This is a genomic window from Streptomyces sp. NPDC104226 (assembly GCF_055584085.1).
On record NZ_JBVJMS010000010.1, the window covers coordinates 124,168 to 140,957 of the forward strand.

The following is a 16,790-nucleotide window of genomic DNA, read 5'->3' on the forward strand; positions in this document are numbered from 1 at the left end:
CCCGCGGTTTTATCGACGGTTTATCGCGGGTCCATTACGAGTTTATCGATGATCCATTAAAGGTTTATCGATATTCCAAACCCTCCTGCCAGAATCACCGGGACGTTGACATCGGGACGGCGGAAGAGGTCGAGATGAGCGGAGTGCGCGGCCCACGTTTGGCTTTGATATTTCCGGGCCAGGATGCGCGGAGTCCCGGAATGGGGCGGCCCTGGGCCGACTCTCCGAGCTGGTACCTGGCCGAGCGGGCGGGCGAGGTCTCCGGACACGACGTGTCGGCCCTGCTGCTGGACCCCGTCCACGGCGCTGACCACCCGCCGCGGACGGACGGCGCCCAACTCGCCATCTTCGTACTGGAGATGGTGATCCTCGCCGATCTGAGGCGGGCCCTGCCCGCGGCCGCCCGGCCCCTCGTCTGCGCCGGCCACGGCCTCGGCGAGTACTCCGCCCTCGTCGCCGCCGGGATCATCGGCTTCGACGAGGGCGTACGCCTGGTCGCCGCCCGCGGCAAGGCGATGCAGGAGGCGGCCGCCGCGGACCCCGGCACCATGGCGGCCGTGCACGGGCTCTCCCCCGAAGCCCTGGAACGCGCCGCGGAGTCGGTGCGCGAGGCCGGCGGCCGGGTCTGGACCGCGCACCTCGACTCGGCCCTGCAGACCGTCCTGTCGGGCGACCCGGCCTCCGTGGCCCGCTGCCGCACCCTGGCCCGCGAGCTGGGGGCTTCCCGGATCCTGCCGGTGCCCCTCGGCGGCGCCTTCCACACCCCGCTGATGGCCGGCGCCGCGACGGCCTTCTCCACCGCCCTCGCCGCCACCGGGTTCCACCACGGATCCGCGCCCGTCGTGGCCAACGCGGACGCGCGGCCCCACCACGGCACCGACGGTTGGCCGGGCCTGCTGGAGCGCCAGCTGACCGGCCCGGTGCGCTGGGCGGACTCGGTGCGCACGATGGCCGACGGCCTGTACTGCGACATGTTCGTGGAGGTCGGCCCCGGCCGCACCCTGACCGCGCTGGCCCGCCAGACCGCGCCCCGGGTCTCCCGCCTGACCATCTCGGAACCGGGCCAACTGCCCGCCGTCCCGCAGACCCTCGTACGGAGCGCAGCATGAACACGACCACCGACTGGGACGCGATCGTCATCGGCTCGGGCATCGGCGGCCTGGTGTGCGCGGCCTACCTCGCGGTCGGCGGCAAGCGGGTCCTGGTCGCCGAACAGGGAGCGGTCGCCGGCGGCAACAGCCACGTGTTCCGCAGACGCCGCGCCTACGAGTTCGACGTCGGCGTGCACTACCTCGGCGACTGCGGCCCGGGCGGCATCCTGCCCGCCATCCTGGACGGCCTGGGGCTGCACGGCAGGGTCCCGTACGAGGAGATGGACCCCGACGGCTTCGACCGCATCGTGGCCGGGGGCACCACCCTCGACATGCCGGCCGACTGGAAGCGGTACCGCGAGCGGCTCCAGGAGGCCTGCCCCGCGGACGCCGCCGGGATCGACACCTTCCTGGACGTCGTGGCGGGACTCGGCGCCGAGCGCCGCGACGCGATCGTCTCCGCCGCGGACGTCCCCATGGCGGAACTGCAGCGCCTCGCCCCGCACTCGGTGGCCTGGGGCCGGCGGACCCTGACCGAGCTCTTCGAGCACTGCGCGCTCTCCACCCGCGCCCGCACCCTGCTCGCCGCCCAGTCGCCCAACTACGGGATGTCGCCGGACGAGGCCACCGTCGCCACCCACGCCACCCTCGTCGACCACTACGTCCGCGGCGCCTACTACCCGCAAGGGGGCGGGCAGATGCTCGCCGGCGGGCTCCTCGAAGTGATCCGCGCACACGGCGGGGCCCTGCGCACCCGCGCCCGGGTCGGGCGGATCGCCATCGAGGAGGGCCGCGTCCGCGGAGTCGAGTTCGCCGACGGCGGCGGCGCCACGGCTCCGGTCGTCGTCTCGAACGCCGACTACCGCCGCACCATGCTCGACCTGGTCGGCGAGGAACGGCTGCCCCGGCGCCTGGCCGCCAAGACCCGGGACGCCCGGATGGCACTGCCCTGGGCCACCGTCTACGTGGCCCTGGACCGGGACATCGAGCGCCACGCCAACGTGTGGTGGTACCGCGGCGAGGACATCGGCCGCTACTACGAGGACCTCCGCTCCGGCGACCCCTCCCCCACCACCGACTTCCTCTTCATGTCCTTCGCCTCCGGCAAGGACCACGTCGGCCGCCGCATCTGCCCGCCCGGCCACTCCAACTTCCAGCTGATGACCCTCTGCCCGCCCGGCCTCGCCCGCTGGGGCGTCGCCGAAGGCCCGGCGGACGGCGGGACGTACCGCGACGACCCGGCGTACCGCAAGGAGAAGGCACGGCTGACCGCGTCCGTCCTGGACGCCGCGGAGGAGGTCCTCGGCCCCTTCCGCGGCCACATCACCCACCTGGAGACGGCCACCCCCCTCACCCAGGAGCGGTACACGCTCTCCACCGGCGGCACCCCCTTCGGCCTGGCGCAGTGGGGCGCCACCGGCGCCCGCCCGGACACGGCCACCCTCATCGAGGGCCTGCACATCGCCGGGGCCAACACCCGCTACGGGAACGGCATCACCGGCTCCGCCGTCAGCGGCATCGCCTGCGCCGGCCGGATCCTGGGCCGCCGCCTCATGCACGAGGTGCACACGGGCTCGGTGCTCGGCGACCCCGCCCTGCTCCCGGACCGCGGCACCGACTGGGACCCCCTGACGGTGTCCCGCGGGCGCACGCCCCGCGGACCGGCGTGAGGCTCAGCGCGGACGAACGCCGGGAGACCGTGCTCCGCGCCGCGATCGCCGCCTTCGCCACCGGCGGCTACCACGGCACCCCGACCGAGGCGATCGCCCGCCGGGCCGGCGTCTCCCAGCCCTACCTGTTCCGGCTGTACCCGACCAAGCGCGCCCTGTTCCAGGCCGCGGCGGTCCGTTCCTTCGAGCGGACCGCCGCGGTGTACGCACACGCCGCGGGCCGGCTGCGCGGCGCCGAGGCCCTGGACGCCATGGCCCGCGCCCGCGACCGCCTCCTCACCGAGGACCCCCTCCCCCTGATGCGGCTCCAGGCCGCCGCCGCCGCGGCCTCCCTGGACGACGCCCCCTTCGCCGCCGTCCTGCGCCGCTCCTGGTGCGACCTGTGGGACCTGGTCCGCACCGCCTCCGGAGCCACCCCCGCCGAAGTAACGGCCTTCTTCGCCCACGAAACCCTGGCCACCACCAGAGCAGCCATCACGGCCCCGCCGTAGCCGAGACCCTCGTCACCCCGAACCCGCACCGCCCTCCGGCCACGACAAAAGAGCCCCTGCTCCGGATCTCTCCGGAGCAGGGGCTCTTTCACATGTGGGCGAGGGGGGATTTGAACCCCCACGTCCCGAAGGACACTGGCACCTGAAGCCAGCGCGTCTGCCGTTCCGCCACTCGCCCGAGTAGCTACCAGCGGTTCTTCCCTTGCGGGCCGTTCCCCTGGCGACATCGGAACATTAGCACGTCGGACGGGGTGGATTCACATCGCTTTCCGTGCTCCCCCGCCACCGGCCGACGACCGCCCCTCCCGCACTCGGCCGCCGGTGCGGGACACTGTCCTCGGGGCGCCCCTACGATCGCTTGTGAGGACCAACACTCATGCGCACGTGACCGATGGGGAACCACCCGAATCCGCCACGCGTGGATACGATCAGTAAGCAGTACAGGGCGACAACGACGGAGGAGGTGCCCCATGGGAGTCCTGAAGCGGTTCGAGCAGCGACTCGAAGGTCTGGTGAACGGCACCTTCGCCAAGGTCTTCAAGTCCGAGGTCCAGCCGGTGGAGATCGCGGGCGCCCTCCAGCGCGAGTGCGACAACAACGCCACCATCTGGAACCGCGAGCGGACCGTCGTCCCCAACGACTTCATCGTGGAGCTGAGCACGGGCGACTACGAGCGCCTGAGCCCCTACTCGGGCCAGCTCGGCGACGAGCTCGCGGGCCTCGTCCGCGACTACGCCAAGCAGCAGCGCTACAGCTTCATGGGCCCCATCAAGGTCCAGCTGGAGAAGGCCGACGACCTGGACACCGGGCTCTACCGGGTCCGCAGCCGCACGCTCGCCGCCAGCACCTCCCAGTCCCCGGGCCAGCCCGGTGCGGGCCAGGGACAGGGCCACCAGGCCCCCCCGGCCCAGCCCGGCGGCTACGGGTACCCCCCGACCTCCGCGCCGCCCATGCCCGCAGGACCGCCCCCGGGCGGACCCGGCGCACGCCGGCCGAACGCCGGCGGACCGGGCGGACCGGCTCCCGTACCTCCCGGCGGCGCCGTCCGGCGCCACTGGATCGAGATCAACGGCACCCGCCACCAGATCTCGCGTCCTACGCTCGTACTCGGCCGTAGCACCGAGGCCGACGTGCGGATCGACGACCCCGGCGTATCGCGCCGGCACTGTGAGATCCGGACCGGAACGCCCTCGACGATCCAGGATCTCGGGTCCACCAACGGCATCGTGGTGGACGGGCAGCACACCACCCGCGCTACGCTCCGCGACGGTTCGCGGATCGTCGTGGGCAGCACCACCATCATTTACCGGCAAGCCGAAGGGTGAAGCGGGGGCAATGTCAGAGCTGACCCTGACGGTCATGCGGTTGGGTTTCCTGGCCGTTCTGTGGCTGTTCGTCATCGTGGCCGTCCAGGTCATCCGCAGCGACCTCTTCGGTACGAGAGTCACGCAGCGCGGTTCCCGACGCGGCGGGGGCGCTTCCGGCGCCCCGGCGCAGCAGCAGGGCCGGCAGGCCGCGGCCCCGCCGCAGCAGCGCCAGCGCCGCGGTGCGCCGACCAAACTCGTCGTCTCCGAGGGCACCCTCACGGGCACCACGGTGGCCCTCGCCGGCCAGACGATCACCTTGGGCCGCGCCCACGACTCCACGATCGTGCTGGACGACGACTACGCCTCCAGCAGGCATGCCAGGATCTACCCGGACCGTGACGGTCAGTGGATCGTCGAGGATCTCGGGTCCACCAACGGCACGTATCTCGACCGGACCCGGCTGACCACCCCGACGCCCATTCCGCCGGGCGCCCCGATCCGCATCGGCAAGACCGTCATCGAGCTGCGGAAGTAGTACGAGAATGAGCGAGCGGAGCGAGCGAGCCGCAGCGGTCCGTCCCACCGGGGACACGGACCCGAGCGCGCTCCAGGCCGGAGGGTGGGCAGTGTGGCTCGAGACCGGTTGTACCCCGAGGCATCGTCGTCGACAGGGCAGGTGCGCATGAGTCTGTCCCTGCGGTTCGCCGCCGGATCGCACAAGGGCATGATCCGGGAGGGCAACGAGGACTCCGGCTACGCCGGTCCCCGCCTCCTCGCGATCGCCGACGGCATGGGCGGCCAGGCCGCCGGTGAAGTCGCCAGCTCCGAGGTGATCTCCGCCCTCGTCCAGCTCGACGACGACGTCCCGGGCTCCGACATGCTCACTGCGCTCAGCACCGCGGTGCAGCGCGCCAACGACCAGTTGCGGGTCATGGTCGAGGAGGACCCCCAGCTCGAGGGCATGGGCACCACGCTCACCGCCCTGCTGTGGACGGGCCAGCGCCTCGGCCTGGTCCACGTCGGCGACTCCCGCGCCTACCTGCTCCGCGACGGCGTCCTCACGCAGATCACCCAGGACCACACCTGGGTGCAGCGCCTCGTCGACGAGGGCCGGATCACCGAAGAGGAAGCCACCACCCACCCGCAGCGCTCCCTGCTGATGAGAGCCCTGGGCAGCGGCGACATCGTCGAGCCCGACCTCTCCATCCGCGAGGTCCGGGTCGGCGACCGCTACCTGATCTGCTCCGACGGCCTCTCCGGCGTGGTCTCCCACCAGACCCTGGAAGAGACCCTCGCCGACTACCACGGCCCCCGCGAGACCGTGGCCTCCCTCATCCAGCTCGCGCTGCGCGGCGGCGGCCCCGACAACATCACCTGCATCGTGGCCGACGTCCTCGACACCGACAGCGGCGACACCCTGGCCGCGCAGGTCAACGACACCCCGGTCGTCGTCGGCGCGGTCGCCGAGAACCAGCACCACCAGCTCTTCGACGGCGGCAACGCCATGCAGACGCCGGCCGGCCGCGCCTCCGGGCTCGGCCGCCAGAGCCCTCCGCCCGCCGGCGCCTTCGGCCCCCCCGGCAGCGGCGAGGCACCGGGTTACGGCGGTTACGGCGCCCAGGGACAGGGCGGCGGAGCCGACGCGTACGGCAGCTTCGGCGAACCCGACCCGTACGACGGCGACTCCGGGTACGAGGACACGTACGACCACCCCCGCCGGCGGCGCGCCAAGGGCCGCAAGTGGACCACGCGCACGCTGACGCTGCTCGTGGTCCTCGGCGTCATCGGCGGCGGCCTGTACGCGGGCTACCGCTGGACCCAGACGCAGTTCTACGTCGGGGTCAAGGACGAGCACGTCGCGCTCTTCCGCGGGATCAGCCAGAAGCTGGGGCCGCTGGAGCTCTCCAAGGTGGAGACCGACCGCCCCGACATCGAACTGAAGTACCTGCCGCCCTTCAAGCGCAAGCAGGTCGTGGACACGATCGGCGAAAGCAGCCTCGACTCCGCCCGTACGAAGATCGACGAGCTCGGCACCCAGACCTCCGCGTGCAAGAAGGACGAGGAGCGGCGTGCCGCCGAGGCGCAGGGCAACCAGACACCCGGCCCCGTCCTGACTGCCGCCGAGCAGCAGGTCGTCGGCCTGTGCGAGAAGCAGTAGACATACGCGGGCACAGGGGGCCCGCCACACCATGAGCGTTGTCACCAACACGACCACCATCGGCGCCATCGAGGCACCGAGCCGGCGGAACACCGAGCTCCTGCTGCTCGCCTTCGCCGTGGTCATCCCGATCTTCGCCTACGCCAACGCGGGCATGTCGCTCCACGGGAAGCTGCCCCCGGGCATGCTCACCTACGGGCTCGGCCTCGGCGTCCTGGCCGGCATCGCCCACTTCGTCGTCCGGCGCTACGCCAAGTACGCCGACCCGTTGCTGCTGCCGATCGCCACGCTCCTCAACGGGCTCGGCCTCGTCCTGATCTGGCGCCTCGACCAGTCCGAGCGCCTGCAGAACCTGGCGAAGCGGCAGTTCGGCGCCTTCTCCGAGTCCGCGCCCCGGCAGATGATGTACACGGCGCTGGCCATCGCGCTGTTCGCCGTCGTGCTGCTGGTCCTCAAGGACCACCGCGTGCTCCAGCGGTTCACATACATCTCCATGGCCGCCGCACTCGTGCTGCTGATCCTCCCCGTGATCCCCGGTCTCGGAGCCGATGTCTTCGGCGCCAAGATCTGGATCAGCGTCGGCGGGTTCTCCATCCAGCCCGGCGAGTTCGCGAAGATCGTCATCGCCGTCTTCTTCGCCGGCTACCTCATGGTCAAGCGCGACGCCCTGGCGCTCGCCAGCCGCCGCTTCATGGGCCTCTACCTGCCGCGCGGCCGCGACCTCGGCCCGATCCTGATGATCTGGGCGATGAGCCTGCTCGTCCTGGTCTTCGAGAACGACCTCGGCACCTCGCTGCTCTTCTTCGGCATGTTCGTGATCATGCTGTACGTGGCCACCGAGCGGACGAGCTGGATCGTCATCGGCCTGCTCATGAGCGTCGGCGGAGCCACCGTGGTCGGCGCCACCGCCAGCCACGTCAAGGCCCGCGTCACCGCCTGGCTCGACCCCTTCGCCTGCTACCAGAAGTCCGGCGCCTGCGAGCAGGTCGGCCAGTCGATCATGAGCTTCGGCTCCGGCGGGGTCCTCGGCACCGGCTGGGGCCAGGGCAACTCCGACCTCATCGGCTTCGCCGCCAACTCCGACTTCATCTTCTCCACCGTCGGCGAAGAGCTCGGGCTCGCCGGGGTCATGGCCTTCCTCCTGCTCTACGGCCTGATCATCGAGCGGGGCGTGCGCACCGCGCTGGCCGCCCGCGACCCCTTCGGCAAGCTCTTCGCCATCGGCCTCTCCGGCGCCTTCGCGCTCCAGATCTTCGTGGTCGCCGGCGGAGTCATGGGCCTCATCCCCCTGACCGGCATGACCATGCCCTTCCTCGCGTCCGGCGGCTCGTCCGTCCTCGCGAACTGGATCCTCATCGCCATCCTCATCCGGATCAGCGACACCGCACGCCGCCCTGCCCCGGCCCCGGCACCGTCCCCCGACTCCGAGATGACCCAGGTGGTCCGCCCGTCATGAACAAGCCCCTGCGCCGCATCTCGATCTTCTGCGGGCTGCTCGTCCTGGCACTGCTCGTGCGGACCAACTGGCTCCAGTACGTCAAGGCCGAGGAACTGAGCACCCGCAAGGAGAACCGCCGGGTCCAGATCGCCCAGTACGCCACCGAGCGCGGCAACATCATCGTCGACGGCAAGCCGGTCACCGGCTCCGCCGTCACCGACGGCAGCGACTACAAGTACAAGCGGACCTACATCGACGGCCCGCTCTGGGCGCCCGTGACCGGCTACGCCTCGCAGGCCTTCGGCTCCACCCAGCTCGAATCCCTCGAGGACGGCATCCTCACCGGCAACGACGACCGGCTCTTCTTCGACCGCACCATCGGCATGTTCACCGGCGAGAAGAAGCAGGGCGGCAACGTCGTCACCACGCTCAACGCCGCCGCGCAGAAGGCCGCCTTCGACAAGCTCGGCACCAAGAAGGGCGCCGTGGCCGCGATCGATCCGCGCACCGGCGCGATCCTCGCCCTGGTCAGCACCCCCTCGTACGACCCCAGCACGTTCGCCGGCAACTCCAAGACCGACGAGAAGGCCTGGGTCGAGCTCAAGGACAGCGAGGACAAGAGGCTGGTCAACCGCGCCCTGCGCGAGACCTACCCGCCCGGCTCCACCTTCAAGGTGGTCACCGCCGCCGCAGCGCTGGAGAACGGCGTCGTCAGCGACATCAACGCGCCGACCGACACCGAGGACCCGTACATCCTCCCGGGCACCAAGACCGAGCTGATCAACCACGCCCCCGGGTGCGGGAAGGCCAGCCTCAACGAGGCCATGCGCGTCTCCTGCAACTCCGTCTTCGCCAACATGGGCGACAAGGTGGGGCGGGACAACATGGTGAAGACCGCGGAGAAGTTCGGCTTCAACAACGACAAGATCGACACCCCGGTCCGCGCCTTCGCCAGCGTCTACGACAAGACCATGACCCGGGACGGCAACGCCCAGAGCTCCATCGGCCAGTTCAACACCGCGGCCACCCCGCTGCAGATGGCCATGGTCACCGCCGCCATCGCCAACAACGGCAAGCTGATGAAGCCGTACATGGTCAGCCAGCTGGAGTCGCCCGGCATCGACATCGTCGAGAAGCACGAGCCGCAGGAGATGAGCCGGCCGCTCTCCCCGGAGAACGCGAAGAAGGTCCGGGACATGATGGTCAACGTCGTCGCGACCGGCACCGGCGGCAAGGCCAAGATCAACAACACCGTCGTCGGCGGCAAGACCGGCACCGCCCAGCACGGCGAGGGCAACAAGAAGCGCCCCTACGCCTGGTTCATCTCCTACGCCGAGAACCCCGACGGCAGCTCGCCGGTCGCCGTCGCCGTCGTCATCGAGGACAGCGAAGCGGACCGCGAGGACATCAGCGGCGGCGGCCTCGCCGCCCCGGTCGCCAAGGCCGTCATGGAAGCCGTGCTCAAGAGCAACAAGGGGTGACGGGCGGGGCCGAGCGCCACGCGAGAGCCGCAAGGGGCACACAGATGTGATCCGGGTCACCATTCCCGTCCGGATCGGAGCGTACGGTACCGGTCCGGTATCAGCCTGTGGTCACGAACCGATCACCGACGATCGGCCGGTAGCCTTTGCGCGAACAGCACACCGCCGGACCACACACGGGTGCGGTCGGGACTGACGGAGAGGGCTGCACGTTATGGAAGAGCCGCGTCGCCTCGGCGGCCGGTACGAGCTGAGCCACGTGCTCGGCCGTGGTGGCATGGCCGAGGTCTACCTCGCCCACGACACCCGGCTCGGCCGTACCGTCGCCGTCAAGACCCTGCGCGCCGATCTCGCCCGCGACCCGTCCTTCCAGGCCAGGTTCCGCCGCGAGGCCCAGTCGGCCGCATCGCTCAACCACCCGGCGATCGTCGCCGTGTACGACACCGGCGAAGACTACGTCGACAACATCTCCATCCCGTACATCGTGATGGAGTACGTCGACGGCTCGACCCTGCGCGAGCTCCTGCACTCCGGCCGCAAGCTGCTGCCCGAGCGCACCCTGGAAATGTGCATCGGCATCCTCCAGGCGCTGGAGTACTCGCACCGCGCCGGCATCGTGCACCGCGACATCAAGCCCGCCAACGTCATGCTGACCCGCTCCGGCCAGGTCAAGGTCATGGACTTCGGCATCGCCCGCGCCATGGGCGACTCCGGCATGACCATGACGCAGACCGCCGCCGTCATCGGCACCGCCCAGTACCTCTCCCCGGAGCAGGCCAGGGGCGAGCAGGTCGACGCGCGCTCCGACCTCTACTCGGCCGGCTGCCTGCTGTACGAGCTCCTCGCCGTCCGGCCGCCGTTCATCGGGGACTCCCCGGTCGCGGTCGCCTACCAGCACGTGCGGGAAGAGCCCCAGCCCCCGTCGAACTTCGACAGCGAGATCACGCCCGAAATGGACGCGATCGTCCTGAAGGCGCTCGTCAAGGACGCCGACTACCGCTACCAGTCCGCGGACGAGATGCGCGCCGACATCGAGGCCTGCCTCGACGGCCAGCCCGTCGCGGCCACCGCCTCCATGGCCGCCGGCTACGGCTACCCCGACCAGGGCAACGGCTACGGACACCAGGGCTACGACCAGCCCACCACCGCCCTGCGCACCGCCGACCCGAACCAGACCTCCATGCTCCCGCCGATGCCCCCGGGCGACGGCGGATACGGCAACACCGGGTACCAGGACCAGGGCGGCTACGACCAGGGCGGCCGCGGCCGGCGTCCGCAGAAGAAGAGCAAGGCCTCCACGATCCTGCTGGTCACCGCCGGCATCCTCGTGCTGGTCGGCGCGATCCTGATCGGCCGCTCCCTCTTCAGCAGCAACGCCGACAACCGGCCCGCGGTCCCCAAGCTCATCGGCGAAACCCTCGAAGCGGCCAAGGCGAACGGCACCAACGTCGGCATCATCGTGGAGCAGGACGGGGAGATGCCCTGCGACGCCTCCCCGAAGGGCACGGTCTGCCAGCAGGACCCGGCCGAGGGCACCAAGGTCGCCAAGAACTTCGTCGTCAAGGTGAAGATGTCCACGGGCGCGCCCAAGGTCCCCGTCCCCAACGTCGTCAACCTGTCGATCGCCGACGCGGAGAAGGCGCTCACGGAGAAGAACTTCGTGGTCGAGAAGTCGCAGGTCGAGTCCGAGCGGCCCGCCGGCACCGTCATCGACCAGAACCCGAAGAGCGGCGAGGCCGAGAAGGGTTCGACCGTCAAGCTGACGGTGGCCAAGGAAATCTCCAAGGTGACCGTCCCCGACCTGACCGGCAAGAGCCAGGCCGACGCGGCGAAGGCCCTGCAGGCCGTCAAGCTGAAGCTCGGCAGCGTCACCGAGGTCGACGCGGCCCCCGGCACGGCCCCCAAGACGGTCGTCAACCAGGACCCCGGCATCAACAGCCAGGTCGACGTCAACTCGACGGTCAACATCTCGGTCGCCAAGCCGGTCCAGCAGCTGCAGGTCCCGAACCTGGTCGGCAAGACCATCAACCAGGCCAGGGCGGAGCTCGCCTCCAAGGGCCTGATCTTCGGATCCGTCCTGTCGGGCTCCTCCGACGGCAGGGCCCGCATCCTGAGCACCGACCCGACGGTCGGCAGCCCGGTGAACCCCGGCACGGTGATCAACGTGAACACGGTCCCCGACAACCAGCAGAACGGCGGCAACGACGGCGGCGGCGGCTTCATCGGAGGCCTCGGCAACTAGCCCCGTCCCCCCGCAGCACCCGAAACGGGTCCGGCCCCTCTCGTGGAGAGGGGCCGGACCCGTTTTCCGTACGTACGTGTCTCGGGTTTTGACAGGTACAGAACCGACTTACTTTAGGCAAGTCAGTCGGATCAGCAGCCGCGCCGCGGCCGTCGCCCTCTACTCCCGACGAACGGTCTTGAACGTCGGAATGCCGCTGCGCGACAGCAAAGTCGCACGTCAGGTGCGTACGTACCGCCTCGACACCGAGGCGGAGGTCCGCACACTCCCTGTGGATAACCTTGTCCACAGGCCCAGTTGGGACGAGCTCGACGAGCGGATCGAGACCTCCGGCGAACAGCGGCGAGATGCAGAAGTTCCTCGGTGCCTCCAAGGTCCTGCACCGGGCCGACGTGGCCCTCTACGTGGCCACCTGCGCCTTCACCCGCGAGTCCCTGGCCATCGCCGCCCAGGGGGGCGTGACGGCCGTCCACAGGGGGCTTCTGGAGGCCTGGAGCGCCGGGGTGAAGCTCCAGGTGCTGCGGTGACTCCGCGGCTTCAGCGCAGCTCCGCCGGAGGCGTCCGCTTCGCGTCGACCTTCTCCGTGCGGACCAGCTCGCCCCAGACGATGTAGCGGAACTTCGAGGTGTACACGGGTGTGCAGGTCGTCAGGGTGATGTAGCGGCCCGGCGCCGTCCGGCCCGACTCCTTGGGGATCGGGCTGATCGAGTCCACGTTGTACTTCGAGGTCTGGGCGAGGTCGGCGAAGACCTTGTACACGTACCAGGTGTCGCGGGTCTCGAAGATGACCGCGTCGCCGTTCTTCAGCTTGTCGATGTTGTGGAACTTGGCCCCGTGCCCGTCCCTGTGCGCCGCCAGTGCGAAATTGCCCGCCGGGTCCCACGGCAGCGCAGATTTCACCGGCTCCGTGTAGTACCCGGCGACCCCGTCGTTCAGGACGTCCGAGTCGGTGCCCTTCTTGACCAGCACCTCGCCGTTCTTCATCGCCGGCACGTGCAGGAAGCCGATCCCGCCCTGGGTGTCCAGCGCCCCCGGCGCGGCTGCCGAATCCTGCGAGGGCGCCGCCCGCTCCCACTGCTCGCGCACCGCGTCCCCGCGCGCGGAGGCGTCCCGGTCGGCCAGGACGTTCGTCCACCACAGCGAGTACGCCACGAACAGCCCGAGCACCAGGCCCACCGTGATCAGGACCTCGCCCAGCAGGCTCAGGAACCCCGCGAGGGCGCTGCGGCGCGGGGGCGGTGCGACACGTGACACTGCGGATCCTCTACGGGCTTACGGGCTTACGGGCTTACGGATGTACGGGCCTACGGGGTCAGCTCGGGCGGGGCGCCCTGGCTGCGGGGGCGTTCAGCGGTCATCCTGCCCCATACGATCATCCGGTAGGTGCTGGTGAACTCCGGGGTGCACGTGGTCAGCGTGATGTACCGGCCCGGGGAAGTGAAGCCCGATCCGACGGGCACCGGCTTGATGACCGACACGTTCGACGGCGGGGTCTGCGCGAGCTGCGAGGTCATCTCGTACGTGTAGTACGCGTCCCGGGTCTCCACCACGATCTTGTCCCCCGGCACCAGCCGGTTGATGTAGCGGAACGGTTCGCCGTGCGTGTTCCGGTGGCCCGCCAGCGCGAAGTTGCCCTGCGCGTCGGCCGGCATCCCGCTCGCGAGCGGCCCGTCGGCGTAGTGGCCGACCATGCCCTTGTCGAGGACCTTCGCCTTGCTGATCCCCTCCGCGACCGGCACCTTCACGTCCAGCTTCGGGATGTACAGGATCGCGAAGCCCTGGCCCGGCTCGAACGCCTCCACGGGCGGGGCGGCCGCCCCTCCGGCGCCCGGATCGCGGTCCCAGGTCTGGAGCAGGGAGCCCGCGGCGTGGTCGGCCGTCCGGCCCGCCAGGAAGTTCGTGTACCAGAGCTGGTAGCCGACGAAGAGGAGCATCACCAGGCCCATCGTGATGAGCAGCTCCCCCGCGAGCCTGCTGACGACCACGACCGGCCCGCCCGAGGCCGGCCGCCTGCGCCGCCGTCCCCGGCCGCGGCCCCCGCCGCGCGTGCGCGCACGCTTCTCGGCCTCCTGTGCCGCCCTGCGTCGCGCTGCCCGGCCCTCGGTGGGCGCGGACGGCGCGAGCGCCGTCACGCGACGGCCTTGCCCACCACCGGGGCGAGCCCCACCGAGCGCTCCACCGCGCCCGCGTCACCGCAGCGCACCAGCCAGTTCGCGAGCATCCGGTGGCCCCACTCGGTCAGCACGGACTCGGGGTGGAACTGCACGCCCTCGACGTCGTGCTCGCGGTGGCGCAGGCCCATGATGATCCCGTCCTCGGTCCGCGCCGTGACCTCCAGCGTGTCCGGGAGGGTCGGGGGCTCGGCCGCGAGGGAGTGGTACCGGGTCGCGGTGAAGGGCGAGGGCAGTCCCTCGAAGACACCGAGGCCCTCGTGGACCACCGGCGAGGTCTTGCCGTGCAGCAGTTCCGGAGCCCGGCCGACGACTCCTCCGTAGGCGACGGCCATCGACTGCATGCCGAGGCAGACGCCGAAGACCGGTACGCCCGTGTCCGCGCAGTGGCGGACCATGTCCACGCAGACGCCGGCCTCTTCGGGCGTGCCCGGACCGGGGGACAGCAGGACGCCGTCGAAGCCGTCCTGGGCGTGGGCGAGCTCGACCTCGTCGTTGCGCAGGACCTCGCACTCGGCACCGAGCTGATAGAGGTACTGGACCAGGTTGAAGACAAAGCTGTCGTAGTTGTCGACCACCAGAATGCGCGCGCTCACGGAGTCGCTCCCGATCCCTCGTCCACCGTCACATCGTTGAACGGGAGCAGCGGCTCGGCCCACGGGAAGACGTACTGGAACAGCACGAACACCACCGCGAGCACCAGCACGAGGGAGATCGCAGCGCGTACCCACGCGTTGCCCGGCAGATGCCGCCAGATCCAGCCGTACATGCCGCCTGTGTCCTTTTCGTCCACGATCGTTCAACGCACCGCAGGAGCGGTACGTCCACAGCCTAAAGCCACCCGCCCGGCGCGGAGGGTCACCTTGCCAAACCCTCCGGTGAGCCCTGCGCGAGGGTCCGGATACCGGTCAGTTCCGCCCAGACCACGAGCCGGTGGCTGTGCCCCCATTCCGGGTCGCAGGTGGTCAGCGTCAGGTACTTGCCCAGCGCCGTGAAGGGCGAGCGGCTCGGTACCGGATCGACCACGCCCACCTCGGTGGGGAGCGTGCGCAGCGGTTCCGCGCGGACGGTGTACGTGTACCAGCCGGTGGCGTCCTTGAGGATCACGAGGTCGCCGGTGCGCAGCTTGGGGATGTCCTTGAAGGGGTCGCCGTACGTGCGCCGGTGGCCGGCCACCGCGAAGTTCCCGGTGCCGCCAAGCCGGGCCGTGCCGGCGTAGTGGCCGAGGCCCTTCTTCAGCAGCTCGGTGCCCGTGCCCTCCAGGACCGGCTTGTTCCAGCCGGAGCCGAAGCGCGGGACGTACATCTCGGCGAAGGCGCGGCCCGGCGGGTACGTGCCGGGCTCCGGGGCGGCCGGGGGTGGCGCGGCCGCGGAGGGTACCGCCGACGGTGCGGGGGCGGGCTGCGGGGCGGCCGCCGGCGCCGCGGACCAGCGGTCGCGCATGCGGGCCATCTCCCCGTCCATGGCCTGGTCGGCCTTGACCCCGGTCCACAGCAGGACGTAGGCCACGAAGAGCACGATGAGCGAGCCCGCGGTCAGGCAGACCTCGCTGAACGTCCGCACCAGCAGGCGCGGCACGTCGACGCCACGGCCACGGTGGCGGTCACGGGGTGGCGGACTCCAGCGGCTTCGCATAGTGGAGGTCCACTGTGCCGGAGTAGCCCGGAAGTGTCAGCGCCTTGTGCTCGTCCACTTTCCAGCCGAGCCCGTACGCGTTCACGTACAGCTGGTAGTTCTGCAGCGCCGGGGAGGCCGCGAGGGCCTTCTTCAGCGCGCCGGGGTCGCCGACGGCCGTCACCTTGTACGGGGGCGAGTACACGCGGCCCTGGAGGATCAGGGTGTTGCCCACGCAGCGCACGGCGCTGGTGGAGATCAGGCGCTGGTCCATCACCTGGATGCCCTCGGCGCCGCCCTGCCAGAGGGCGTTGACCACGGCCTGGAGGTCCTGCTGGTGGATCACCAGGTCGTTGGGCTGCGGTTCGGGCACGTTGGGGATGCGTGCCGTGGCGTTCGGGGGCGCGTCGTTGAGGGTGACGGTCACGGCCTTGCCGGTGAGCTCCTCGGTGCCGGAGGCGGCGCGCAGGGCGGCCAGCTTGGCGTCCTCGGCCTTGGTGCTCCCGTTGTCGCGTTCGGCGAGGGCGTCGACCTGCCCGCGTGCGGTGGCGGTGCTCTTCTCCAGCTCCAGATTGCTCTGGCTGCGCTCCTGGATCAGGTCGGACAGCTTGAGGAGCGAGGCGTCCGTCCGGATGTTCGTACCCTTGGAGGTGTTGAAGCTGGTGACGAAGATCAGGCCGGCCAGGGCGAAAACGGCGGCCGTGAGCAGCCGGACCGGTCTGGCCCGGCGACGGGGACCCGCGGAGGAGTCGTCGGAATTGGTCAACGTACCCTTCTCCTTCAACGCCACAGGTCCACTACGCTAACGGACGCCCGGGGCAGGCCAGGTCCCCAGCCCATCGACAGGAGAGCCCCTCGTGCCGAAGTCACGTATCCGCAAGAAGGACGACTACACGCCGCCCCCCACGCGGACGCCGCAGTCGATCAAGCTGACGAACCGCAACTGGGTCGCCCCGGTCATGCTGGCGTTCTTCTTGGTCGGTCTGGCATGGATCGTCGTTTTCTATCTGTCCGAGACCCAGCTTCCGGTCGAAGCACTCGGAAATTGGAACATTGTGGTCGGATTCGGCTTCATTGCGGCAGGATTCGGCGTCTCCACGCAGTGGAAGTAGCCCGGCTCCGCAAGC

Annotated in this window: 16 protein-coding genes, 1 tRNA gene and 1 pseudogene; 11 read left to right on the forward strand and 7 right to left on the reverse strand. The window is 70.4% G+C overall.

Going from position 1 to position 16,790, the window contains the following annotated elements; genetic code table 11:
• Window positions 1–134 precede the first annotated feature (134 nt).
• Genes ACZ60J_RS29125 through ACZ60J_RS29135 form a run of 3 tightly spaced genes read left to right on the forward strand, consistent with a single transcriptional unit; the run spans window position 135 to window position 3,252 of the window.
• Complete coding sequence (locus ACZ60J_RS29125; protein ID WP_469686381.1) at window positions 135–1,109, forward strand: ACP S-malonyltransferase; 975 nt, start codon at window positions 135–137, stop codon at window positions 1,107–1,109.
• Window positions 1,106–2,761, forward strand: coding sequence for a phytoene desaturase family protein (locus ACZ60J_RS29130; RefSeq protein WP_469686383.1), 1,656 nt, complete (start codon window positions 1,106–1,108; stop codon window positions 2,759–2,761). The genes ACZ60J_RS29125 and ACZ60J_RS29130 overlap by 4 nt, the downstream gene beginning before the upstream one ends.
• Entirely contained in the window at window positions 2,758–3,252 is a 495-nt protein-coding gene (locus ACZ60J_RS29135; RefSeq protein WP_469686385.1) for a TetR/AcrR family transcriptional regulator, read from the forward strand. The genes ACZ60J_RS29130 and ACZ60J_RS29135 overlap by 4 nt, the downstream gene beginning before the upstream one ends.
• Window positions 3,253–3,347: 95 nt before the next feature.
• On the opposite strand, the gene ACZ60J_RS29140 is transcribed toward ACZ60J_RS29135, so the two are convergent.
• A tRNA-Leu gene (locus ACZ60J_RS29140) sits at window positions 3,348–3,430 on the reverse strand.
• Between the two features lie 292 nt (window positions 3,431–3,722).
• Between ACZ60J_RS29140 and ACZ60J_RS29145 the strand changes: the two genes are divergently transcribed.
• From ACZ60J_RS29145 to ACZ60J_RS29175, 7 genes are all read left to right on the forward strand, one after another.
• Entirely contained in the window at window positions 3,723–4,577 is an 855-nt protein-coding gene (locus tag ACZ60J_RS29145) for an FhaA domain-containing protein (RefSeq protein WP_469686387.1), read from the forward strand.
• A gap of 10 nt (window positions 4,578–4,587) precedes the next feature.
• Complete coding sequence (locus ACZ60J_RS29150; RefSeq protein ID WP_383954892.1) at window positions 4,588–5,094, forward strand: FHA domain-containing protein FhaB/FipA; 507 nt, start codon at window positions 4,588–4,590, stop codon at window positions 5,092–5,094.
• 93 nt (window positions 5,095–5,187) lie between these two features.
• Complete coding sequence (locus tag ACZ60J_RS29155; protein ID WP_469686389.1) at window positions 5,188–6,717, forward strand: PP2C family protein-serine/threonine phosphatase; 1,530 nt, start codon at window positions 5,188–5,190, stop codon at window positions 6,715–6,717.
• A 31-nt stretch (window positions 6,718–6,748) separates the two neighbouring features.
• Window positions 6,749–8,173, forward strand: coding sequence for an FtsW/RodA/SpoVE family cell cycle protein (locus ACZ60J_RS29160; RefSeq protein WP_469686390.1), 1,425 nt, complete (start codon window positions 6,749–6,751; stop codon window positions 8,171–8,173).
• Entirely contained in the window at window positions 8,170–9,636 is a 1,467-nt protein-coding gene (locus ACZ60J_RS29165; RefSeq protein ID WP_469686392.1) for a peptidoglycan D,D-transpeptidase FtsI family protein, read from the forward strand. The genes ACZ60J_RS29160 and ACZ60J_RS29165 overlap by 4 nt, the downstream gene beginning before the upstream one ends.
• Before the next feature lie 214 nt (window positions 9,637–9,850).
• Window positions 9,851–11,878, forward strand: a complete 2,028-nt coding sequence (gene pknB / locus ACZ60J_RS29170; protein ID WP_469686394.1) for a Stk1 family PASTA domain-containing Ser/Thr kinase — start codon at window positions 9,851–9,853, stop codon at window positions 11,876–11,878.
• Window positions 11,879–12,225: 347 nt separating this feature from the next.
• Complete coding sequence (locus tag ACZ60J_RS29175; RefSeq protein ID WP_469686395.1) at window positions 12,226–12,405, forward strand: hypothetical protein; 180 nt, start codon at window positions 12,226–12,228, stop codon at window positions 12,403–12,405.
• A gap of 10 nt (window positions 12,406–12,415) precedes the next feature.
• Here the strand turns inward: ACZ60J_RS29175 and ACZ60J_RS29180 are convergent, their stop codons facing one another.
• The 6 genes and pseudogenes from ACZ60J_RS29180 to ACZ60J_RS29205 form a co-directional block, all read right to left on the reverse strand.
• Window positions 12,416–13,132, reverse strand: a complete 717-nt coding sequence (locus ACZ60J_RS29180) for a class E sortase (RefSeq protein WP_469686397.1) — start codon at window positions 13,130–13,132, stop codon at window positions 12,416–12,418.
• A 50-nt stretch (window positions 13,133–13,182) separates the two neighbouring features.
• Window positions 13,183–13,863, reverse strand: a pseudogene (locus tag ACZ60J_RS29185) (class E sortase); the annotation flags it as partial.
• A 143-nt stretch (window positions 13,864–14,006) separates the two neighbouring features.
• Window positions 14,007–14,645: an aminodeoxychorismate/anthranilate synthase component II gene (locus ACZ60J_RS29190; protein WP_254382122.1), complete on the reverse strand. Its 639-nt coding sequence runs from the start codon at window positions 14,643–14,645 to the stop codon at window positions 14,007–14,009.
• Complete coding sequence (locus ACZ60J_RS29195) at window positions 14,642–14,842, reverse strand: hypothetical protein (protein WP_469686782.1); 201 nt, start codon at window positions 14,840–14,842, stop codon at window positions 14,642–14,644. The genes ACZ60J_RS29190 and ACZ60J_RS29195 overlap by 4 nt, the downstream gene beginning before the upstream one ends.
• A gap of 65 nt (window positions 14,843–14,907) precedes the next feature.
• A complete protein-coding gene (locus ACZ60J_RS29200; protein WP_469686399.1) occupies window positions 14,908–15,627 on the reverse strand; it encodes a class E sortase in 720 nt (239 codons plus the stop codon).
• A gap of 25 nt (window positions 15,628–15,652) precedes the next feature.
• On the reverse strand, window positions 15,653–16,429 hold the full coding sequence (locus ACZ60J_RS29205; RefSeq protein ID WP_469686401.1) for a DUF881 domain-containing protein: 777 nt from the start codon (window positions 16,427–16,429) through the stop codon (window positions 15,653–15,655).
• A 91-nt stretch (window positions 16,430–16,520) separates the two neighbouring features.
• Here ACZ60J_RS29205 and crgA point away from each other — a divergent pair, with 91 nt between their 5' ends.
• Window positions 16,521–16,775, forward strand: a complete 255-nt coding sequence (gene crgA, locus ACZ60J_RS29210) for a cell division protein CrgA (RefSeq protein WP_266879329.1) — start codon at window positions 16,521–16,523, stop codon at window positions 16,773–16,775.
• Window positions 16,776–16,790 lie beyond the last annotated feature (15 nt).